19 protein-coding genes and 1 tRNA gene are annotated in these 22,204 nt (G+C 68.3%); 19 read left to right on the forward strand and 1 reads right to left on the reverse strand.

Translation table 11 applies throughout. From position 1 onward, the window contains the following. Positions 1-147 precede the first annotated feature (147 nt). The 10 genes from fabD to IAE56_RS02895 all read left to right on the forward strand — a co-directional run bounded on the left by fabD (position 148) and on the right by IAE56_RS02895 (position 8,730). Positions 148-1,092 (forward strand): ACP S-malonyltransferase, encoded by a 945-nt coding sequence (fabD, locus tag IAE56_RS02850; protein ID WP_200751389.1) that lies wholly within the window; start codon positions 148-150, stop codon positions 1,090-1,092. An 81-nt stretch (positions 1,093-1,173) separates the two neighbouring features. After that, positions 1,174-1,917: a 3-oxoacyl-ACP reductase FabG gene (gene fabG, locus IAE56_RS02855; protein WP_200751390.1), complete on the forward strand. Its 744-nt coding sequence runs from the start codon at positions 1,174-1,176 to the stop codon at positions 1,915-1,917. 153 nt (positions 1,918-2,070) lie between these two features. Then, positions 2,071-2,310, forward strand: a complete 240-nt coding sequence (gene acpP, locus IAE56_RS02860) for an acyl carrier protein (protein WP_005415509.1) — start codon at positions 2,071-2,073, stop codon at positions 2,308-2,310. A gap of 141 nt (positions 2,311-2,451) precedes the next feature. Continuing rightward, entirely contained in the window at positions 2,452-3,714 is a 1,263-nt protein-coding gene (gene fabF / locus IAE56_RS02865; RefSeq protein ID WP_200751391.1) for a beta-ketoacyl-ACP synthase II, read from the forward strand. A gap of 153 nt (positions 3,715-3,867) precedes the next feature. Then, the gene (locus IAE56_RS02870; protein WP_200751443.1) at positions 3,868-5,232 is read left to right on the forward strand and encodes an aminodeoxychorismate synthase component I; all 1,365 of its coding nucleotides are present in this window, start codon (positions 3,868-3,870) and stop codon (positions 5,230-5,232) included. A 227-nt stretch (positions 5,233-5,459) separates the two neighbouring features. After that, positions 5,460-6,521 carry an endolytic transglycosylase MltG gene (gene mltG / locus IAE56_RS02875; protein ID WP_200751392.1) on the forward strand — a complete coding sequence of 354 codons (1,062 nt, stop codon included), beginning with the start codon at positions 5,460-5,462 and terminating at the stop codon, positions 6,519-6,521. Beyond that, on the forward strand, positions 6,518-7,183 hold the full coding sequence (gene tmk / locus IAE56_RS02880) for a dTMP kinase (RefSeq protein WP_108767988.1): 666 nt from the start codon (positions 6,518-6,520) through the stop codon (positions 7,181-7,183). Before mltG ends, tmk begins: the two co-directional genes overlap by 4 nt. Continuing rightward, positions 7,180-8,136 carry a DNA polymerase III subunit delta' gene (locus IAE56_RS02885; RefSeq protein ID WP_200751393.1) on the forward strand — a complete coding sequence of 319 codons (957 nt, stop codon included), beginning with the start codon at positions 7,180-7,182 and terminating at the stop codon, positions 8,134-8,136. The genes tmk and IAE56_RS02885 overlap by 4 nt, the downstream gene beginning before the upstream one ends. Beyond that, a complete protein-coding gene (locus tag IAE56_RS02890) occupies positions 8,133-8,486 on the forward strand; it encodes a PilZ domain-containing protein (protein WP_079220849.1) in 354 nt (117 codons plus the stop codon). Before IAE56_RS02885 ends, IAE56_RS02890 begins: the two co-directional genes overlap by 4 nt. A gap of 169 nt (positions 8,487-8,655) precedes the next feature. After that, positions 8,656-8,730, forward strand: a tRNA-Val gene (locus IAE56_RS02895). An 82-nt stretch (positions 8,731-8,812) separates the two neighbouring features. On the opposite strand, the gene IAE56_RS02900 is transcribed toward IAE56_RS02895, so the two are convergent. Beyond that, on the reverse strand, positions 8,813-9,217 hold the full coding sequence (locus IAE56_RS02900) for a hypothetical protein (protein ID WP_200751394.1): 405 nt from the start codon (positions 9,215-9,217) through the stop codon (positions 8,813-8,815). A 520-nt stretch (positions 9,218-9,737) separates the two neighbouring features. On the opposite strand from IAE56_RS02900, the gene IAE56_RS02905 reads away from it, so the two are divergent. The 9 genes from IAE56_RS02905 to IAE56_RS02945 all read left to right on the forward strand — a co-directional run bounded on the left by IAE56_RS02905 (position 9,738) and on the right by IAE56_RS02945 (position 22,201). After that, positions 9,738-10,118, forward strand: coding sequence for a tautomerase family protein (locus IAE56_RS02905; protein WP_108760295.1), 381 nt, complete (start codon positions 9,738-9,740; stop codon positions 10,116-10,118). A 128-nt stretch (positions 10,119-10,246) separates the two neighbouring features. Continuing rightward, the gene (locus tag IAE56_RS02910) at positions 10,247-10,690 is read left to right on the forward strand and encodes a DUF2946 family protein (RefSeq protein WP_200751395.1); all 444 of its coding nucleotides are present in this window, start codon (positions 10,247-10,249) and stop codon (positions 10,688-10,690) included. Between the two features lie 252 nt (positions 10,691-10,942). Further along, positions 10,943-13,078 carry a TonB-dependent receptor gene (locus IAE56_RS02915; RefSeq protein ID WP_200751396.1) on the forward strand — a complete coding sequence of 712 codons (2,136 nt, stop codon included), beginning with the start codon at positions 10,943-10,945 and terminating at the stop codon, positions 13,076-13,078. Between the two features lie 11 nt (positions 13,079-13,089). Next, the gene (locus tag IAE56_RS02920; RefSeq protein ID WP_200751397.1) at positions 13,090-14,604 is read left to right on the forward strand and encodes a PepSY domain-containing protein; all 1,515 of its coding nucleotides are present in this window, start codon (positions 13,090-13,092) and stop codon (positions 14,602-14,604) included. A gap of 104 nt (positions 14,605-14,708) precedes the next feature. Beyond that, positions 14,709-16,046: an SWIM zinc finger family protein gene (locus tag IAE56_RS02925; protein WP_200751398.1), complete on the forward strand. Its 1,338-nt coding sequence runs from the start codon at positions 14,709-14,711 to the stop codon at positions 16,044-16,046. Then, a complete protein-coding gene (locus tag IAE56_RS02930; RefSeq protein WP_200751399.1) occupies positions 16,043-17,569 on the forward strand; it encodes a DUF5691 domain-containing protein in 1,527 nt (508 codons plus the stop codon). Before IAE56_RS02925 ends, IAE56_RS02930 begins: the two co-directional genes overlap by 4 nt. Positions 17,570-17,595: 26 nt before the next feature. Beyond that, the gene (locus IAE56_RS02935; protein WP_200751400.1) at positions 17,596-18,678 is read left to right on the forward strand and encodes an AAA family ATPase; all 1,083 of its coding nucleotides are present in this window, start codon (positions 17,596-17,598) and stop codon (positions 18,676-18,678) included. Between the two features lie 14 nt (positions 18,679-18,692). Next, the gene (locus IAE56_RS02940) at positions 18,693-21,002 is read left to right on the forward strand and encodes a DUF5682 family protein (RefSeq protein ID WP_200751401.1); all 2,310 of its coding nucleotides are present in this window, start codon (positions 18,693-18,695) and stop codon (positions 21,000-21,002) included. Beyond that, positions 20,999-22,201, forward strand: a complete 1,203-nt coding sequence (locus tag IAE56_RS02945) for a VWA domain-containing protein (RefSeq protein WP_200751402.1) — start codon at positions 20,999-21,001, stop codon at positions 22,199-22,201. Before IAE56_RS02940 ends, IAE56_RS02945 begins: the two co-directional genes overlap by 4 nt. Positions 22,202-22,204 lie beyond the last annotated feature (3 nt).

Raw genomic sequence — 22,204 nt, forward strand, 5'->3', positions numbered from 1 at the left:
CCCCCCCCCCCCCCCCCCCCCCCCCCCCCCCCCCCCCCCCCCCCCCCCGGGTCGGGGTCCATACGCCCTGCATACGCGCACGTACAGACGACACGGGGGATTCGCCCTTATCATGGCCCGCTTCGATTGCAACAAGCGGATGACCGCGTGACCGTATCCACCCTCGCATTTGTCTTCCCCGGTCAGGGCTCGCAGTCCGTGGGCATGCTGGCCGAGCTGGCCGAGCTGCACCCGCAGGTGCGTGAAGCCTTCACCGAAGCATCCGATGGTGCCGGCGTCGACCTGTGGGCGCTGTCCCAGGGTGGCCCGGAGGAAATGCTCAACCGTACCGAATACACCCAGCCGGCCCTGCTGGCGGCGAGCATCGGCGCGTGGCGCGCCTGGAACGCCGTCGGCGGTCCGCGCCCGTCGGTGCTGGCCGGCCACAGCCTGGGCGAATACACCGCCCTGGTCGCTGCTGGCGCGCTGAGCCTGCATGACGGTGCCCATCTGGTGCGCCTGCGCGGCCAGCTGATGCAGGAAGCCGCGCCGGCCGGCGTCGGTGCCATGGCCGCCGTGCTCGGTGCCGAAGACCAGCTGGTGCTGGACGTCTGCGCCGAAGCCGCTGGCAGCCAGGTGGTGGTGCCGGCCAACTTCAACTCGCCGGGCCAGATCGTCATCGGTGGCGACGCCGCCGCGGTCGACCGCGCGCTGGCGCTGCTGGCCGAAAAGGGCGTGCGCAAGGCCGTGAAGCTGGCCGTCAGCGTGCCCTCGCACACCCCGCTGATGCGCGAAGCCGCCAACCGCCTGGCCGAAGTGATGGCCGGCCTGTCCTGGCAGGCGCCGCAGCTGCCGGTGGTGCAGAACGTCGATGCCAAGGTGCACGACGGCGTCGACGCCATCCGTGCCGCGCTGGTGCAGCAGCTGTACCAGCCGGTGCAGTGGACCGGTTGCGTGCAGGCCCTGGCCGCCCGTGGCATCACCCAGATCGCCGAATGCGGTCCGGGCAAGGTGCTCACCGGCCTGGTCAAGCGCATCGACAAGGCAATCGACGGCCGTCCCCTGGCCACCCCAGGCGACTTCGAAGGCGCCCGCGAGGCGTGGTCGGCCTGATCCCCCTGTTCCTGCCGACCGTGCCGGTGGCCGCTGCAAGCGGCACGGGCGCGGTCGCTGCCCACGTCTGAGGACAACATCATGAGCAAGCCCCTGCAGGGTGAAATCGCACTGGTCACTGGCGCCAGCCGTGGCATTGGTGCCGCCATCGCCGATCTGCTGGCCGCCCAGGGCGCCACCGTCATCGGCACCGCCACCACCGACTCCGGCGCTGCCGCGATCGGCGAACGCCTGGCCGCCCACGGTGGCCACGGCCGCGCGCTGAACGTCACCGACGCCGCCGCGCTGGACAGCGTGCTGGACGGCATCGCCAAGGAATTCGGCGCGATCTCGATCCTGGTCAACAACGCCGGCATCACCCGCGACAACCTGCTGATGCGCATGAAGGAAGACGATTGGGCGTCGATCATCGACACCAACCTGACCAGCGTGTTCCGCACCAGCAAGGCGGTCATGCGCGGCATGATGAAGGCGCGCAAGGGCCGCATCATCAACATCGCATCGGTGGTGGGCGTGACCGGCAATGCCGGCCAGGCCAACTACGCCGCTGCCAAGGCCGGCATCATCGGTTTCAGCAAGTCGCTGGCCAAGGAAATCGGCTCGCGCGGCGTCACCGTCAATGTCGTCGCCCCCGGCTTCATCGATACCGACATGACCAAGGCGCTGCCGGAAGAAGCCCGCACCGCCCTGATCAACGATATCGCCCTCGAACGCCTCGGTTCGCCGGAAGACATCGCCCATGCGGTGGCCTTCCTGGCCAGCCCGGCGGCCGGCTACATCACCGGCGAAACCCTCCATGTGAACGGCGGCATGTACATGCCGTAAGCAAGGGGCGCATGGATTGCGCCGCAAGTGGTTGATCTGCGAGGTTTTTTGCATGCATGCAAGGCCCCGCCGGTTTCCACTACACTATCCCACGGCCATCGCCATCCGATGGCGATCACTTTTGAACCACTACTCCATCTGGAGCGATACCCCATGAGCACCATCGAAGAACGCGTCAAGAAAATCGTCGTCGAACAGCTTGGCGTCAAGGAAGAAGAAGTCACCAACAGCGCATCGTTCGTCGATGACCTGGGCGCTGACTCGCTGGACACCGTTGAGCTGGTGATGGCCCTGGAAGAAGAGTTCGAGTGCGAGATCCCGGACGAAGAAGCCGAGAAGATCAGCACCGTGCAGGCCGCCATCGACTACATCAAGGCCCACGTCAAGGCCTGATGTCAGACGGCAGTGCGCGCGCGGGTTCCGCTCGCCGCGCACCGCACCCCATGGGGCCGCAGTTGCGGCCCCGTGTGTTTGAGCATCACATCGAAGCAAACCGAGTTGCCCGTTGACATCATCGGGTCAGGAGAATCAGCAATGAAGCGTCGCGTCGTCGTAACCGGCCTGGGTATCGTCTCGCCGTTGGGCAATGATCTGGCCAGCAGCTGGGAAGGCATCACCCATGGTCGTTCGGGCATCGGTCCGCTGACCAACGTTTCTGATGCCTACCTGGATCGGTTCACCACCAAGATTGCAGGTGAGGTCAAAGGCTTTGACATCACCGCCGACAACGAACTGTTCGGCAAGTACCGGGTCAGCGGCAAGGATGCCAAGAAGATGGACCCGTTCATCCATTACGGCCTCGGTGCCTCCTTCATGGCCCTGCACGATGCGGGCCTGGACATCACCGAAGCCAATGCCGAGCGCATCGGCGCCATCGTCGGCGCCGGCATCGGCGGCCTGCTGGGCATCGAAGAGCAGACCATCGATTTCCACGAGGGCAAGAAGATCTCGCCCTTCTACGTGCCCAAGACCATCATCAACATGCTGCCGGGCCAGCTGAGCATCATCACCGGCCTGAAGGGTCCGTCGTTCTCGGCGGTCTCGGCGTGCGCGACCTCGAACCATTCGATCGGTACCGCGATGCGCATGATCCAGTACGGCGATGCCGACGTGATGGTGGCCGGTGGCGCCGAGCGCGGTTCCTCGCCGACCGCCCTGGGCGGCTTCTGCGCGATGAAGGCCATGAGCACCCGCAACGATGCCCCGGAACAGGCCTCGCGCCCGTGGGACAAGGACCGCGACGGCTTCGTGCTGGGTGACGGCGCCGGCATCCTGGTGCTGGAAGAGTACGAACACGCCAAGGCACGCGGCGCCAGGATCTACTGCGAACTGGCCGGCTTCGGCGCCAGCTCCGACGCGTACCACATGACCGCGCCGAGCGAGAACGGCGAAGGCGCTGCCCGCTGCATGGCCATGGCCATGCGCGATGCCGGCGTGACCCCGGACCAGGTCGGTTACCTCAACGCACACGGCACCTCCACGCCGCTGGGCGACCTGGGCGAAACCATGGCCATGAAGGCCGCCTTCGGCGACCACGCCTACAAGATGATGGTCAGCTCCACCAAGTCGATGACCGGCCACCTGCTGGGTGCCGCCGGCGGCGTGGAAGCGATCTTCTCGGTGATGGCGCTGCAGGACAACGTCATTCCGCCGACCATCAACCTGGAACAGCCGGGCGAAGGCTGCGACCTGGATTACGTGCCCAACGAAGCACGCCAGGCCAAGGTCGACGTGGTGATGTCCAACGGCTTCGGCTTCGGCGGCACCAACGGCACGCTGATCTTCAAGCGCGTCTGACCGAGATGCGGCGCCGGGCCATTGCCCGGCACCGCATTGGTAGAGTCGAGCTTGCTCGACTGGACGTGTGCCGCAGTCGAGCAAGCTCGACTCTACGCAGCAGGAAGCCGCCGCAAGGCGGCTTCCGTGCATCTGAACCCCGAACTGGCCGCCATGACCCACGCCCCGCTGATCCACCCGCTGCCGCATACGATCGACCTGCTGGCCCTGCAGCAGCACGATCCGGCGCGCTTCCCGCTGCTGATGGAATCCACCGCCTCGGGCACCGCCCAGGGCCGCTGGAGCCTGCTGCTGGCCGCGCAGGGCGACTGCCTGCGGCTGGACGCTGACGGCCAGGTGCGCGACCAGCACGACGTCGTGCAGCCGGGCAGCTTCCTGCAGGTGCTGGACCGCGCCTGGCAGGCCGTGCGCCTGCCGCATGACGGCAGCCACAGCCTGCCGTTCCGCGGTGGCTGGGCGCTGATGCTCGATTACGAAGTGGCCAGCCAGATCGAAACCGTGCTGCCGGCGCGTGCGCGCGATGACGGCCGCCCGACCGCGCTGGCCCTGCGCTGCCCGGCCGCGCTGCTGCACGACCACGAGAACGACGCCAGCTTCGTCATCGCCGAGGCCGGTGAGCAGGCCCTGCTGGACGCGCTGGTGGCGCAGGCCTCGGCCGCGCTGCCCGAAGCAGGGCAGGGCTGGCAGCCGCCGCAGTCGGTGGGCGAGGACGCGCCGCAGCGCTTCACCGACGGCGTGCGCCGGGTGATCGAGTACCTGCGTGCCGGCGACGTGTTCCAGGTGAACCTGTCGCGGCGCTGGAGCGCGCAGTTCGCCGCGCCGGTCAGCCCGCAGGCGCTGTACGCACAGCTGCGCCGCGCCAATCCCGCGCCGTTCGCCGGCCTGTTCACCGCGCACGGCCGCCACGTGGTCAGCTCCTCGCCGGAACGGCTGGTGTCGGTGCATGCCGGCCACGCGCAGACCCGGCCGATTGCCGGCACCCGCCCGCGCTTCGAAGGCGACGACGATGCCGCGCGCATCCAGGAACTGGTCGGCCACCCCAAGGAGCGCGCCGAGCACGTGATGCTGATCGACCTGGAGCGCAACGACCTGGGCCGCATCTGCCTGCCCGGCACCGTGGTCGTCGACGAACTGATGACCGTGGAAAGCTATGCCCACGTGCACCACATCGTCAGCAACGTCAGCGGCCACCTGCGCCCCGAGGTCACCCCGGGCGAGGTGATCGCCGCGACCTTCCCGGGCGGCACCATCACCGGCTGCCCCAAGGTGCGCTGCATGCAGATCATCAGCGAGCTGGAACAGGTGCCGCGCGGCGCCTATACCGGCGCCTTCGGCTGGCTGAACCGCGATGGCGACCTGGACCTGAACATCCTCATCCGCACCGCCGAAGTGGACGGGCACGAAGTGAGCTTCCGCACCGGCGCCGGCATCGTGGTCGACTCGGACCCGGACAAGGAACTGGACGAGACCCGCGCCAAGGCCCGCGGCCTGCTGCGGGCGCTGGGCCAGCAGGGGTAACCGGATCCCCGGTGGGGCCGGTCATGGATTGTGGTGGGTGCCGACCGTTGGTCGGCACGGACGCCTCCGCCGGGCATGGCCCGGCGCTACCGACGGTTCATCCACGCATGGCGTGGCTCTACTGGTAGGTGCCGACCGTTGGTCGGCACGCAGACGCCGCCCCGGTCATGACCCCACACCACCCGGCACGGTATCCTGCACGGCGGAATCGCATTCAGAGGTAGTCCATGGCGGGAGCCAAGCGCGGGTGTCTGTTCGTGGTCACGCTGGTGGTGGTGCTGGGCGCCGTCCTCGCCGGCGCGGGCGCGTGGTTCTTCTACCAGCAGGGCCAGTTCGCAGACCGCCACATCACCCCGTCCGCCGAGAGCGTGGTCATCGCCAGCGGCGATGGCATGAACAGCGTGCTGCGCAAGCTGCGCGAGGCCGGCGTGGACGAAGGCCAGGACACCCAGTGGCAGTTGCTGGCCCGCCAGCTCGATGCCGCGGGCAAGCTGAAGGTGGGCGAGTATGCGCTGGACAACAGCCTGACCCCGCGCGAGCTGCTGCTGCGCATGCGCGCCGGCAAGGTGCTGCAGCACCGCGTCACCATCGTGGAAGGCTGGAACATCCGCCAGGTGCGTGCCGCGCTGAAGCGCGCCGAGCCGCTGCTGCACACCACCGATACCCTGGACGACGCCGCGCTGATGCAGCGCCTTGGCTTTGGCGGCCAGCATCCGGAAGGCCGCTTCCTGCCGGAGACCTACGTCTACCAGCGCGGCGACAGTGACATGGACGTGCTCAAGCGCGCCCATGCCGCGATGGAAAATGCGCTGGACGAGGCCTGGGAAAGCCGCGCCGCCGACCTGCCGATCAACAGCCCGTATGAACTGCTGACGATGGCCTCGATCATCGAAAAGGAAACCGCACTGGCCAGCGAGCGCCCGCAGATTGCCGGGGTGTTCATGCGCCGCCTGAAGATCGGCATGCGCCTGCAGACCGATCCCACCGTCATCTACGGCATCGGCACGGCCTACGACGGCAACATCCGCCGCCGCGACCTGACCACCGATACGCCCTACAACACCTACACCCGTGCGGGCCTGACCCCGACCCCGATCGCCATGCCCAGCCGCGATGCGCTGATGGCCGCCGCACAGCCGGCCGCCGGCGACGCGCTGTACTTCGTCGCCGTGGGCGATGGCAGTGGCGCGCACGTGTTCTCGCCCAGCCTGGACCAGCACAACGCCGCCGTAGCCCGCTACCTGCAGCAGCTGCGCCAGCAACGTACCAAGGAGACCCCGGCGCAATGAGTTCCGCGCTGCTTCGCCACCCGCGTTTCGTCAGCCTGGAAGGCGGCGAGGGCGCGGGCAAGACCACCGCCATCAACGCCATCCGCGATTGCCTGCGCAGCCACGGCCATGAGGTCGTGCTGACCCGCGAGCCGGGCGGTACGCCGCTGGCCGAGCGCATCCGCGGCCTGGTGCTGAAGCCCGACGCGGAGATCGCCGCCGAACCGCTCAGCGCCGAAGCCGAACTGCTGCTGGTGTTCGCCGCACGCGCCCAGCACGTGCGCCAGGTCATCCAGCCGGCACTGCAGCGCGGCGCCTATGTGCTGAGCGATCGCTTCACCGATTCCAGCTACGCCTACCAGGGCGGTGGCCGCGGCCTCGACCCGCAGTGGATTGCCGACCTGGAGCGCCGCGCCGTCGGCCTGCTGCCGGGCCTGACCCTGCTGCTGGATGTGGACGTGGCCGTGGGCCGCGCCCGCGCCAATGGCCGCGACCTGTGGCCGGACCGCATCGAAAGCGAGCAGGACGATTTCTTCGAACGAGTGCGCCAGGTCTTCCGCAGCCGCGCCCAGCAGGATCCGCAGCGCTTCGCCCTGATCGATGCCGGCCAGGTGCAGGAACGCGTGGCCGCCGATGTGGTGGCCAGCGTCGAGCGCTGGCTGCAGGCCGGGGAGGGCGCATGAGCAGCTTCTCGCCTTGGCAGCAGCGCGCCTTCGACCAGACCATTGCCGCGCTGGATGCCGACCGACTGGGCCATGGCCTGCTGATCTGCGGCCCGGCCGGGCTGGGCAAGCATGAAGTGGCGCTGGCCCTGGCCGACCACGTGCTGGCCCGTGGCGATGCCGCGCACGCCACGCGCACGCGCCAGCTGATCGCCGCCGGTACCCATCCGGACCTGCAGCTGGTCAGCTTCATTCCGAACAAAAGCGGCGACAAGCTGCGCACCGAGATCGTCATCGAGCAGGTGCGCGAGATCACCAACAAGCTGGCGCTGACCCCGCAGTACGGCGTGGCCCAGGTGGTGATCGTCGACCCGGCCGATGCCATCAACCGCTCGGCCGCCAACGCGCTGCTGAAGACCCTGGAAGAACCGCAGCCCGGCCGCTACCTGTGGCTGATCAGCAGCGACCCGGCGCGTTTGCCGCAGACCGTGCGTAGCCGTTGCCAGCGCCTGGAATTCAAGCTGCCGCCGCGCGATGAAGCGATGGCCTGGCTGCAGCAGCAGGGCCACAGCGAAGCGGCCGCACGCGAAGCACTGGATGCGGCGCGTGGCCATCCCGGCCAGGCCGACAACTGGCTGCGCGAAGACGGGCTGAGCCTGCGCCGCGACGTCGGCCGCGAGCTGGAACAGCTGGCCGCCGGCAAGACCGGCGCGGTGGAGCTGGCGCAGAAGTGGTGCGGTGATGAAAACGCGGCGCTGCGCCTGCGCTTCGCCGCCGATCTGGCGCTGGCCCAGGCCAGCACCGATGCCTTGACCGCGCCGGACCGATTGCACAAGCTTGCAGCCTGGTTCGATGCTGCCAACCGCACCCGCGACCTGCTGCGCACCACCGTGCGTGCAGACCTTGCGGTGGTCGAGTTGCTGCTGGCCTGGAACAAGGTGAACGAGCGGCCTGCCGCAAGGGGAAATCGATGAGTGCCAGCAACGCCCGCCAGGGCATCCTGTCCCTGGCTGTAAAGGACAAAGCCGCGCTGTACAGCGCGTACATGCCATTCGTGAAGAATGGCGGCATCTTCGTGCCCACGCCCAAGCGTTACTTCCTGGGCGACGAAGTGTTCCTGCTGCTGACCCTGCCCGATTCCAGCGAGCGCCTGCCGGTGGCCGGCAAGGTGATCTGGGTGACCCCGGCCGGCGCACAGGGCAACCGCGTGGCCGGCATCGGCGTGCAGCTGGCCGACGGCCAGGAAGGCGAGAACGTGCGCCACAAGATCGAGACCCTGCTGGCCGGCCTGACCAGCTCGGACAAGCCGACGCACACGATGTGAGGTAGCGCCGGGCCATGCCCGGCGACGCCTTCGAAACACCCGTGAACCGCTACCCAGTAGAGCCGAGCCATGCTCGGCTGCAGGCCTCGAAAAGGCCCGTGAACAGAAATGTGAAAAACTGTTGACGGCCTCTGAAAAGCCCCTATAATGAGCGGCTCAGCAACACACCGGGCGGTTAGCTCAGCGGTAGAGCATTGCCTTCACACGGCAAGGGTCACAGGTTCGATCCCTGTACCGCCCACCATGTTGCAGAACGAAAGAAGCCTCCAGCAATGGGGGCTTTTTTGTTGCCCGCGATTCCGTACAGATGCCGTATTGGCGCATCGTCATGCGGAACCTGCCAGACAGTGGTTTGCCTCGCGCACCAGTTGCCGCGCCGCCACGATCAAACCATCGGTGTGGAAGTTGCCCAACTGTTCCTCCGGCACACCTTCGACGCGCGCACGGTCTGCGGCCTGCAGAAGATCGAGCAGCGCGCTGAGCCCCGCCAGCGAGCGACTGAGTGATGCTTGATTGCCGGCGCCGATCCTGCGGGCGTGGCACGGCTGACCATCTGCACCATCACCTTTGCGGATGGCATCGAGACAGGCGAAGAACGTGGGTGCCTGCACGGGCAGATTCTGTTCGTTCAACGCGCATTCGATCTCGCGCGCGAGGTCTTCGGGCACGTCCTTGGCGAGGTCGCCGATCAGCGCGTGCAGGCGTGGGTGGGATGCGGTTCGATTGCTCATGGCGAAACCCTCACTGGCGTAGAGCCACTTTCCGTAAGGAAGGTGGCGGACGGTGCGGGTTGGCGTACCTAGGCAAACGAACTCCCAACGAGAAGAAGGCCTGGCGGATCTGTCGATCCCCACGCACCGGCCGCCATTGAAGGCAATCGGTGCATTCTCTTTGCTGCGGCGTAAACCGTAGCGATTGGGAGTTCATTCGTTTATTCGAGACGCCAATCCCGACCAAGGCAACCTGCCTCGGCGAGGCGATCATCGATTTGCACAAACACGGAAGTCAGTGAGGAAAGTTGCAATAACGCCAACCATGTCGGTGTACCAGCACCCATGGCGTAGCCAGCCGCGTTACCTGAACCAAGCCGTGCCGCTACACAGTCCCGGCAGGTGGCAAACACGTCACCCGGCGCAGCCCCCGGCGAACGTGCCATGGATGAAAGCAGACGTTCCATCCATGCGCTGTGTCGCCGACCCCGGCAGGCGTAGTCTCGGCCCACGTTGTCCCCTCTGGCTCTGGAGTCCCACCATGCCGCTTGCCCGTATCGATCTTCGCAAAGGTAAATCCGCCGATTATCTGCAGCGTGTGGGGGAGGCCATCTACCAGGCCCTGCGTGCGGTGGGTGTGCCGGAAAACGACCGCTTCCAGGTCTTTCAGGAACACGAGGCCGGCACCCTCGTCTTCGACCCCGGCTACCTCGGCGTGGCGCGCACGGATGACTTCATCTGCGTGCAGATCACCTGGAGCGAGGGGCGCACGCAGGAGCAGAAGAAGGCGCTCTACCTCGGCATTGCCAATGGCCTGCATGAGGCGGTGGGCATCCGCCGCGAGGACGTGTTCATCAATCTGGTGGAAGTAAAGCCGGAGAATTGGTCGTTCGGGAATGGCGTGGCGCAGTACGTGAGTTGATGGCCTGCGTCACCGTGTCGCAGGGGCCAAACCCTGAACGTGGTCCAGGGTTGGCTGCCGCGCCGTAGAATGGGCGGGTGCGTCGCCCCCGATTCCACCGCAGGTTCCAGACCCTGGCATGGCTTGCCATGCTGCTGGTGCTGCTTGCCCCGCTGGTGAGCCGCTGGATGGCCCATGGGCTGGCGCCGGCTGCCGCGCCGGTGATGGCGGGCATGGACCATGGTGCGATGGATCATGGCGCCATGGATCACAGCGCCATGGGTCACAGCGCGCACGTCGAACACGCGCAGCACGCGATGGCCGGGCACCACGACCACCACGCGATGACGATGGCGCACGACGAGACCGCCGCCAAACCGGCGGTCGATCCACACGCCGAGCATGAAATGGGCGTGGACTGCGAGTACTGCCTGATCGCGGCACGTCTGATCACGCTGCTTGTTGCGGCGTTCCTGCTGCTGGTGCCGTTGGCGCCGGTATGCCGGGCATTGGCGGGATCTGTCCGCGCGCTGCCCTCGCGGCTGCGCGGAACACTGGGCGCGCGTGGGCCGCCGCTGGCGTTCGCTGGCTGAGCCGCGCACGCGAAAGCCGCCGGGCATGGCCCGGCGCTACCAATCTGGTTGAGGCCGCCGGACATGGTCCGGTGATATCGATCTGGTTGAAGCCGCCGGGCATGGTCCGGTGATATCGATCTGGTTGAGGCCGCCGGGCATGGCCCGGCGCTACCGATTCGGTTGAAGCCGCCGGGTATGGCCCGGTGCACCCGCGTGCGACTTTCTTTCTGCTGCCCTCGTTGATGGGGCGGCATTGCATGCCGTGGAAACATGAAAACGAACCCGAATGTCGTTGCCCTGCGCTGGGCGACGCTGCCGGCGCTGTGCGCCTGCGCCCTGTACACCGCTCCGGCCCGCGCCGATGCGGCAGACCCCACCACCCTGGACACCGTGCGCGTGGTCGATACCCGCCATGGCGAACTTTCGGCCGTGCCCAGCGCGGGCTCCACCCTCGGCCTGAGCGTGCTGCAGACGCCGGCCGCACTCACCGTCATCGACCGCGACCAGCTGGAACAGCGCGGCGACAGCAACCTCAACGATGCGATCAGCCGCGCGGGTGCGATCAGCGCGATGCCGCATCCCGGCAATGGCCTCAGTGCGCTGTCCAGCCGCGGCTTCACCGATGGCGCGTCGGTGATGCGCCTGTACGACGGCCTGCGGCAGTACGGCGGGGTAGGCGTCACCTTCCCGTTCGATACCTGGTCCATTGAGCGCATTGAAGTGCTGCGCGGCCCGGCCTCGGTCATCCATGGCGACGGTGCCATCGGCGGGGTCATCAACATCGTGCCGAAGAAGCCGACGCGCGGTGCCATCGAGAACGAGATCAGCGTGACCGTGGGCAGCGAGGACACCGCGCGCCTGGGCTTCGGCAGCGGCGGTGCACTGACGCCGGAGCTGGCCTACCGTGTGGATGTGAGTGGCAATTACAGCGGCGGGTGGGTCGACCGTGGCCGCAACAACGATGCGACGTTCTCCGGCGCACTGGTGTGGCAGCCGCGCACAGACCTGCAGCTGACCCTGACCCATGCGCAGGGCTACCAGCAGCCGATGCGCTACTTCGGAACGCCGCTGGTGGATGGTCGGCAGCTGGATGCGCTGCGCCACCGCAACTACAACGTGGCTGACAGCGAGATCCGCTTCCGCGACCGCTGGACCCAGCTGGATGCGCTGTGGACGCCGACCGCGAATGTCGAATGGCGCACGCGCGTCTACCAGATCGACAGCCAGCGCGACTGGCGCAATGCCGAGGCGTACGTCTACAACGATGCCACGGGGCTGATCGATCGCTCGGACAACACGCAGATCACCCACAACCAGGACCAGACTGGGCTGACCTCGACGCTGCGCGTGCAGGGGCAGGTGGGCGGGCTGGCCAACAGCTTCGCGGTGGGCCTGGACGCGAATCGCGCGCACTTCAAGCACACCAACAACACCTACGCCGGCAGCTCCGGGCCGGTCGATCCGTTGCATCCGGTGCCGGGCGAGTTCGCCAGCGATGCCCTCAACCTGCCGCGCTACCGCAACAGTGCCGAACAGTACGCGTTGTTTGCCGAAGACCACCTGACGCTGAGTGAGCGCTGGTCGGTGTTGGGTGGGCTGCGCCATGACCGCGCGACCATCGACCGCACCGATCTGATCAGTGGCGCGGCAGCCTTCTCCAAGACCTACAGCAGCACCGGCTGGCGCGCGGGTACGGTGTTCGCGCTGCGGCCGACCTTGAGCCTGTACGCGCAGTATTCGCAGGCGGCCGATCCGGTCAGTGGCCTGCTGATGATCAGCCCGGCCAACGGTGCGTTCGACCTGGCCAAGGGCCGGCAGTTTGAGGTCGGCATGAAGCAGGCCTTCGACGGCGGCGAGTGGACGCTGGCGGCGTACCGCATCCGCAAGACCGGCCTGCTCAGCCGTGATCCGCTGCAGCCCGATCGCCGCGTGCAGGTGGGCGCGCAGACCTCGCGTGGCATCGAGGCATCGTTGAACTGGGCGTTCGCACCGCACTGGTCGCTGGATGCGAATGCCACGGTGCTGAAGGCCGAATTCGAGGACTTCCTGGAAACCACCGGCTCGCCGGCGGTGGTGGTCTCGCGCGATGGCAACGTGCCGCCGAACGTGGCCGAGCGGATGGCGAACGTGTGGCTGAGCTGGCAGTTCCTGCCGGACTGGACCGTGGCCGGTGGCGCGCGCTATGTCGGCAAGCGTTACGCGGACAACGCCAACACCCTGGAACTGCCGGGCTACAGCACCACCGACCTGGCCCTGACCTGGCAGGCGGCGCCGCGTACGCGGGTGACTGCACGCGTGTTCAACGTGTTCGACAAGGCGTATTACGCGACGGCGTACTACACCAGCACGCAGTGGCTGCTGGGCGCGGACCGCCGCGTCGAGTTCACTCTCGACCATCGCTTCTGAGGATGTAGCTGATGTCGCTGCGATCCACTGCCAAGCGCTGGACCTACCTGCTGCACCGATGGCTGGGCATCGGTGGCTGCCTGCTGATGCTGCTGTGGTTCGTCAGCGGCATGGTGATGCTGTTCATCGGCTACCCGAAGTTGACCCCGGGCGAGCGGCTGGCCGCGTTGCCGGTGCTTGATGGCACACGCGTGCCGCAGGGCCTGCCGGTGCTGCCCCACGCCGTGCAGGCCGAACCGGAAAGCGTGGCGCTGACCACGCTGCGCGGTGAACCGGCCTACGTGGTGCGCAGCGGTGCCAACATTGGCGCGTGGTCGGCAGACACCGGTCACGCGCTGCTGCCGGTGTCCGCACAGCGCGCCGAGCTGTCAGCGGCGGCGTTTGCTGGCGGCCCGGCATTCCCCGGTGCGGTACGCGTGGACGAGGATCGCTGGACGCATTCGCGTGGGCTGGACGCGCATCGGCCGCTGTACAAGGTGGAAGTGGGCGGCCACCAGCCGGGCAGCCTGTACGTTTCCTCGCGCACGGGGGAGGTGGTGCTGGATGCGCCGTACCACCAGCAGCGCTGGAATTACGTCGGCGCGTGGCTGCACTGGCTGTACTTCCTGCGCATGCAGTCGGTGGACCCGGTGTGGACGTGGGTGGTGATCGTGCTGTCCGCGCTGTGCACGGTGGCGGCCATCAGCGGCATCGTGGTGGGCGTGTGGCGCTGGCGCTTCCGTGGCCGCTACCGCTCGGGTGCGAAGACGCCCTACGTGGAGCCATGGATGCGCTGGCACCACCTGGTCGGCCTGATGGCCTGCGCCTTCGTGTTCACCTGGATCTTCAGCGGGCTGATGTCGATGAACCCGCTGCAGGTGTTCAGCACTACGGCAGGTGCCGTGGATGCCGCGCGCTATCGCGGTGCGACGGTGGCGCTGGATACCGCCGTGGCGCAGCCGCAGGCCTTGCTCGCGGCAGCGTCGAGCGAAGGCTTCGCACCGGTGGAAATCCAATGGCGTCGCATCGGCGGTGAATTGTTTGCGGTGCTGCTGGACGGGCAGGGCGGTACGCGCATCGTTTCGCTCGCCGATGGGCATCTGCACATCGCCCGGGCCTTGCCCACCGCGTGGCTTCAGCAGCACGCGCTGGCGATGAGCACGGCACCGCTGCGTGCATTCACGATCCTGCGCACGCCTGATGCGTACTTCTACCCGCGCGCTCCCGAGGCGATGAACGGTGCGGCGGTACGGCGCTTCCCGGTGGCAGTGGCCGATTTCGGCGACGCGCACGCCACGCGCGTGTACTTCGATCTGGCGACCGGCGATCCGCTGCTGACCCTGGGTCATCGCGAGCGGGTCGGCCGTTGGCTGTTCTACTTCCTGCACAGCTGGGACCTGCCGGGCATGCTGCGGCAGGAGAACACGCGGCTGGGCGTACTGCTGCTGTTGAGCGTGGCGGGTGCGGGCCTGTGTGCCACTGGCGTCGTGATCGGCACGCGGCGACTACGGATGAAATTCGCCCGGCCCCGCCAGCGCAGGGGCTGACCGCGACCGATCTCGCGTGGTGATACGCGACTGGGTGATGATCGCCGCCACGGTCATTGTCATCCGCCTTCGCTATGATGGGTCGATCTGAAGTGGGTACGCATATGGAAGTACGACTCACGCGCGAGCAGGTTCTCGCGCTTGCGCCGGATGCGGCGTCGGCCAAGGCCGGCGCCGGTCTGGCCATCGATGGCAAATGGGGCCTGCTCGGTGCCGATGACGAGGCGCTGTGGGGCGAATGCCAGGGCAGTGGTTCCAAGCCCTACCAGACCCAGGTGGACCTGGAGGCGCTGGTCAGCCGCTGTTCCTGCCCCAGCCGCAAATTTCCCTGTAAACATGGCCTGGCCCTGCTGCTGTTGTACGCGGCCGGCAACCCGCGCTGCGTGCCGCAGGCGCGCCCGGCGTGGGTGGATGAATGGCTGAACGGGCGCCGCGACCGCGCCGCGCGCAAGGAGGCCGCCGTTGAGGCGGCCGCCGCGGCTCCGCCGCCCGATCCGCAGGCGCAGGCCGCCGCCACTGCCAAGCGTGAACAGACGCGGTGGAGCCGCATCGACGCCGGCGCCGCCGAGCTGCAGCGCTGGATCGCCGACCAGTTCCGGCAGGGCCTGGCCAATCTGCCGGCCGATTTCCACGCGCAGGGCCGCACGATGGTGGCGCGCATGATCGATGCACAGGCGCCCGGACTGGCCAGCCAGCTGGACGCGGCGCTGGGCGAGGCCACACCCGGCCTGGCCGGGCTGGGTGAACTGGGTGCCCGGCTGGGCCTGCTGCAGCTGCTGACCCAGGCCGTGGCCCGCCGTGCGGCGTACGAACCGGCCCGGCTGGCCGACCTGCGCGCTGCACTGGGCTGGCCGGTGGACCGCGAGGTGGTGCAGCGCGATGGCGAGGCCGTGCACGACCGGTGGCACGTGCAGGGCCAATGGCTGCTGGAACAGCCGGGCAACCTGGTCGAGCGCCGGGTCTGGCTGCACGGGCTGGACAGCGGTCGCAGCGCGCTGGTGCAGGATTTCAGCCACGGTGGTCGTGGTTGGCAGGAACAGTGGCGCACGGGCAGCGTGCATGCGGCGCGACTGCATTTCCACGCCGGCAGCGTGCCGCTGCGGGCGGTGGTGACCGATTTCGCGCCAGCGGGCGCCGAGCATGAGGTGCCGCGCGCGGACAGCTTCGACGCCGCCTCGCTGGCCTTTGCGCGCAACCCCTGGCTGCCACAGGTGCCGATGCGCCTGCAGGACGTACACATCGCCCATGACGGCATGCAGTGCTGGCTGCAGCATGCCGAAGGCGCACTGCCGCTGCAGCTGCCCGGCCTGCAGGCCTGGGCGTTGATGGCCTTCGCAGGTGGCCATCCGCTGTGCGTGATGGGCGAGTGGGACGGCCAGGTGCTGTTGCCGTTGTCGGCATGGAACGCGCGCGACGAGCGCTGGGAAAGGAGTGCGGCATGAACCAGAGCTGGTTGAAGCCGGCGTTGCTGGGCATTGATCGCCCGCAGGTGATCGCCGTGGGTGGCGCGCTGGACGCGGTGCTGCAGGCGGTTGCCGCTGCGGACGAACCGGCCCTGGCCTACAGCCGCCAGGTAGGCGTGTTGGCGGCATGCGAGCGCGCCGCCGTACGTACGGCCGCAACGGTGGACGTGCCGCCGCCGGCGCCGGATGACCCGCTGCAGATGGCGGCAGATCACCCGTGGGTGCCGCTGCTGGCCAACGTATTCGAACCGGGCCAGGTTTCGCCCTGGGGCAAGCGGTTGCGCCAGCAGGCCTGCGAACGGCTGGCCGCGTACGGCCGGCACCTGCCGGTGGCCGTGCTGCCGCAGGCGCTGGATGCCGGCGCTCGTTTCGCGGCGCTGCGCGAGCCACTGCGTGCCGTGCTGGGGGTGCGTGGGCACTGGCTTGCTGCCTGCAATGCGGAGTGGCGCTATGCCGGCGCGGCGGTGGAAGCGCAGGCCAGCGCAGCCGATGACGAGCAGGTGTGGAACGAAGGCAGCAGCGAGGCGCGCCTGGCGATGTTCCAGCAGCAGCGCGTGGATGATGCGGCGGCAGCACGCACGCGGCTGCAGGACAGCCTGAAGGAACTGCCTGCACGCGAGCGCGCGGCCTTCATCGCCGCGCTGCAGCCAGAACTGCATGCCGACGATGTGCCCTTGCTGCAGGGATTGTTGAAGGACCGCAGCCGCGAGGTGCGCGCACTGGTCGGGCCGATGCTGGGGCGCTTGCCTGCATCGCCGCACGCGGCGTACCTGCAGGCGCAGATGGAAGGGCTGCTGCAGCAATCACGTAGTGGCCTGCTGCGTCGCCTGGCCTGGACGCTGGAGGCACCGGCCGCGCTCGATCCGGGCTGGGCCGATGCGGGCATCGACAGCAAGCGGCCCAACGGCGAAGTGCTCGGCGAGCGCGCGTGGTGGCTGTATCAGCTGGCCCGCCAGCTGCCCTTGGCGTGGTGGTGCCGCACGCTGGAAAAGCCCGCTGCCGACGTCGTGGCCTGGGCGCGAGAAGGTGACTGGTACCAGGCGCTGCTGCGCGCGTGGCTGGAGCGCGTGGACGCCAGCGAAGCAGACTGGGTGGAAGCGCTGATCGCGCTGAAGGAAACCCATCCACGCAAGAGCGAGCTGCTGGCCCTGCTGCCGGCGGTGCAGCGTGAGCGGCACTGGCCGGCCAGGCTGCAGGACCTGATCTCGCAGAACCTGCTGGGCGACGTGGTGGACAGCACCGGCGCAGCGCGATCGCTGAGCGCGGCCTATTCGCAGGCGCTGGCGCCCAGCGTCGGTGCGCTGTTCGGCGACGAACGCCTGCGCTACGACTACCTGCTGCGCGACCGCCTGCTGGAACTGCTGGCGGTGCTGCATCCGACCACGCTGGCCAGCGTGCAGATCGCCGAACCACCGGCCACGGCTACCGACGCGATGCTGCACGTCGCCCACCAGGCACGTGCGCTGCTGGCCCTGCGCCAGGCCCTGTATTCCCCCTTCTGACCGAACCCCATACACACGGAGCCACCATGACCACTGCCGTCCTGCGCCAGCACGCCGAACACCAATACGCCGAGGAACTGGAGGAACTGCGACGCCAGGACAACCGCCAGCGCCCGGCCAACTGGACGATGTCGCCGTGGGCGGTCGTCACCTATCTGGTCGGCGGCACGCTGGACAATGGCTTCGTGGTCAGCCCCAAGTACATTGGTGACCGCCGTCTGATGGAGATCGCCGTGGCCACCATCGCCACCGATCGCGCGCTGCTGCTGTTCGGCGTGCCGGGCACGGCCAAGTCCTGGGTGTCCGAGCACATGACCGCCGCCATCAGCGGCGATTCGACGCTGCTGGTGCAGGGCACTGCCGGCACCAGCGAAGAGCAGATCCGCTACGGCTGGAACTATGCCCAGCTGCTGGCCAATGGTCCCAGCGAGAAGGCACTGGTGCCCAGCCCGCTGATGAACGCGATGCGTCTGGGCAAGATCGCCCGTATCGAGGAACTCACCCGTATTCCCGCCGATGTGCAGGACGCGCTGATCACCGTGCTTTCGGAAAAGACCCTGCCGGTGCCCGAGCTGGGCAGCGAAGTGCAGGCGGTGCGCGGTTTCAGCGTGATCGCCACGGCCAACAACCGCGACAAGGGCGTCAACGAGCTGTCCAGCGCGCTCAAGCGCCGCTTCAACACGGTCATCCTGCCGGTGCCGTCCAGCGAGGAAGACGAAGTGGCGATCGTGCTCAAGCGCGTGGCCGAGATGGGCGCCGCGCTGGACCTGCCGGCCGAGCCGCCAGCGCTGCAGGAGGTGGCGCGTGTGGTGCGCATCTTCCGCGAGCTGCGCAACGGTGTCACCGAAGATGGCAAGTCCAAGCTGAAGAGCCCGACGGCGACGCTGTCCACCGCCGAGGCCATCTCGGTGATCAACAACGGCATGGCCCTGGCCGGCCATTTCGGCGATGGCGTGCTGCGCCCGGCGGACATGGCCGCCGGCATGATCGGCGCCATCGTCAAGGATCCAGTGCAGGATGCGCTGGTGTGGAAGGAGTACCTGGAAACAGTGGTGAAGGAACGCGGTGAGTGGAAGGATCTGTACCGCGCCTTCCGCGAACACGCCTGAGCAGGCCCGCGCCGATGAGTGAAGGGATTTCCCTGTTCGGCATCCGCCACCACGGCCCGGGCTGCGCCCGCAGCCTGCTGGCCGCGCTGGAAGCGTTGCAGCCGGACTGCGTGCTGATCGAAGGCCCGGCCGGCACCGAAGACCTGCTGCCGCACATGCTGGACGCGGCCATGCAGCCACCGGTGGCCCTGCTGTCCTACAGCGTGGAAGACCCGCAGCTGGCGGTGTTCCACCCGTATGCGCTGTATTCGCCGGAATGGCAGGCCCTGCAGTGGGCCATGCGCAATGCGGTGGACGTGCGCTTCATGGATGTGCCGCCAGCCCTGTCGCTGGAATGGATGGAGCAGGCGCGGCAGGCGCCGCCGCCGCGCGAGGCGGATGCCGAGGCCGAGGCCGGGGAGAGTGCCGATACTGCGCCGGCAGCGCCCGATGCTGAAGACGCTGCCGAGGCGCGTCCGGCCGATCCGCTGGACTGGCTGGCGAAGGTCGCCGGGCATGCCGATGGCGAGGCCTGGTGGAACCACATGGTCGAGGAGCGCGGCGACGGCCAAGGGCTGTTCGAGGCGATTGCCGAAGCGATGACCGCCCTGCGCGAACACACGCCCGATTACCCGGGCCGGCGCGGCGAGCAGGAAGCCATGCGCGAGGCACACATGCGCGCGGCACTGCGTGCGGCGGGCAAGACCTTCAGCCGCGTGGCCGTGGTCTGCGGCGCGTGGCACGTGCCGGCGCTGCAGCCGGCGGCCCTGCGCGCCAACAGCGCCGCCGCCGACAACCGCCTGCTGAAGGGCCAGGGCCGGCGCAAGACGCAGAGCACCTGGGTGCCGTGGACCTATCGCCACCTGAGCGCGGGCAGTGGTTACGGCGCCGGTGTCGATGCGCCGGGCTGGTACGACCATCTGTGGCGCAATGCGGGCCAGCACGGCCAGCGTGCGGTGGGCTGGTATGCGCGCGTGGGCCGTCTGCTGCGCGAGCACGGCCTGGATTGTTCCTCCGCGCACCTGATCGAAGCCACGCGCCTGGCGGACACCCTGGCGGCCTTGCGCGGTCGCCCCGCGCCCGGCCTGGAAGAGATCGGTGAGGCCAGCCGCAGCATCATCTGCAATGGCGACGACGCGCCGATGCAGCTGATCCGCGAACAGCTGCTGATCGGCAACGCGCTGGGCCAGGTGCCCGACAGCGTACCGGTGGTGCCGCTGCAGCGTGATCTGGAAGCGCAGCAGAAGCGCCTGCGGCTGAAGCCCGAGGCGCTGGAAAAGACCCTCGACCTGGATCTGCGCAAGGACAACGACCTGGCCCGCAGCCATCTGCTGCACCGCCTGCGTCTGCTGGGCATCGAATGGGGGCGGTTGGCGCGTACCGGTCATTCCGCACGCGGCACCTTCCACGAAATCTGGCAGCTGGCCTGGCAACCGCACTTCCTGGTGTCGCTGGTGGAGGCCAGCCGCCATGGCCAGACCCTGGTAGATGCGGCGTCCAACCTCGCGGTCAGTCATGCACGCGCTGCCGCCGACCTGCCGGCACTATCCGAGCTGGTCGACCAGGTGCTGCTGGCCGATCTGCCGCAGGCCGTGCAGGCCATCGCCGCCGAACTGGAAGCGCGTGCGGCCACCGATGCCGATCCGCTGGCCCTGCTCGGTGCGCTTCCGCCGCTGGCCAACATCCATCGCTACGGCAACGTGCGGCAGACCGAAGGCGTGCAGGTCGCGCACCTGTTCGACAGCATGCTGGAGCGTGCGGTGATCGGCCTGTCGCTGGCATTGACCGGTCTGGATGAAGCACGCGCGGAAAGCGCGCGTGAGATCGTGCTGGCCGCCGAACGCGCGATCGGCCTGCGTGATGATGCCGACGGCCGCGACGCCTGGCGGCAGGCGCTGCGGCGGGTGGCACTGTCGCAGGCGAGCAGCGCGCTGCTGCGTGGTGTCAGCCTGCGCCTGCTGTTCGACGCCGGCGCGCTGGAAGCCGAGACCGTGCATACCCAGCTGCAGCAGCAGCTGTCGCCGGGCGCCGAACCGCTGCAGGCGGCCCAGTGGCTGGACGGTTTCCTCAACCGCAATGCCACCGTGCTGCTGCATGACGATGCGGTGTGGCGGATGATCGATGGCTGGGTGGTCAGCCTGGACGAAGCGCAGCTGGTGCGGGTGTTGCCGCTGGTGCGCCGTACCTTTGCTGCGTTCGAGGCCGCTGATCGCCGTGACCTCGGCACCCGGGTCAAGCAGGCACCCGTGACGAAGGCGGTGGCCAGCGAGGCCCCGGACTGGAACCTGGCACGTGCCGAGCGCGCGCTGCCGATGCTGCGCGAACTGTTGGGGATTGCCGGATGAGCACACCAGACGATCTGTCCAAGGACACTGTGGGCAGCGTGCCGACCACGCGCGAGCAGCGCTGGCGGCTGATCCTCGGCCAGCAGGCCGATGGCAGCTGTGGCGAACTGCCCAAGCCGCTGCAGGGGATCGACCAGGCGCTGTCCGCCCTGTACGACCCCGATGGCCAGGGCGGCCTGGGCCGGCGCGGCGGGCGGGGTGGTTCGGCGCCGAACGTGGCGCGCTGGCTGGGTGACATCCGCCGCTATTTCCCCTCCACCGTGGTGCAGGTGATGCAGCGTGATGCCCTGCAGCGCCTCAACCTGACCCAGATGCTGCTGGAAAAGGAAATGCTCGAGCAGGTGCAGCCGGACGTGCACCTGGTGGCCAACCTGATCGGCCTGAGCCAGGTCATTCCAGCGCAGACCAAGGACACCGCGCGCATGGTGGTGCGTGCGGTGGTGGACGATCTGCTGCGCCGGCTGGAGGAACCGATGCGTTCGGCGGTGACCGGTGCGCTGGACCGCGCCCGCCGCAACCGCCGGCCGCGCCTGGCGGAGATCGACTGGCACCGCACCATCCGCAGCAACCTGCGGCATTGGCAGCCGGAGCTGCGCACCGTGGTGCCACAGGAACTGGTGGGCTATGGGCGCAAGGCCCGCAAGCCGCAGCGCGAGGTACTGCTGTGCATCGACCAGAGCGGCTCGATGGCGGCCTCGGTCGTGTATTCGAGCATCTTCGGCGCGGTGATGGCCTCGCTGCCGGCGGTATCCACGCGGCTGGTGGTGTTCGACACCGAAGTGGTGGACATGAGCGAGCAGCTGGATGATCCGGTGGACCTGCTGTTCGGCGTGCAGCTGGGCGGCGGCACCGACATCCATCGGGCGGTGAGTTACTGCCAGGGGCTGATCCGCGAACCGCACGGCGCGATCCTGGTGCTGATCTCCGACCTGTACGAGGGCGGGGTGGAGGACAAGCTGCTGGCGCGTGCGCGCGAGCTGGTGGAGTCGGGCGTGCAGTTCATCGTGCTGCTGGCGCTGAGCGATGAAGGCACGCCGTCCTATGACCAGCAACTGGCAGGCAAGCTGGCCGCATTGGGCGTACCCTCGTTTGCCTGCACGCCCGATGCGTTCCCCGGCCTGATGGCTGCGGCCATCAGGCGCGATGACATCAACCAGTGGGCCGGTGCCAATGGCCTGCTGGCGACCCGTGGCCGCTGAAGC

Origin of the sequence: Stenotrophomonas sp. S41 (genome assembly GCF_016624625.1) — a bacterium.
GTDB lineage: Bacteria > Pseudomonadota > Gammaproteobacteria > Xanthomonadales > Xanthomonadaceae > Stenotrophomonas.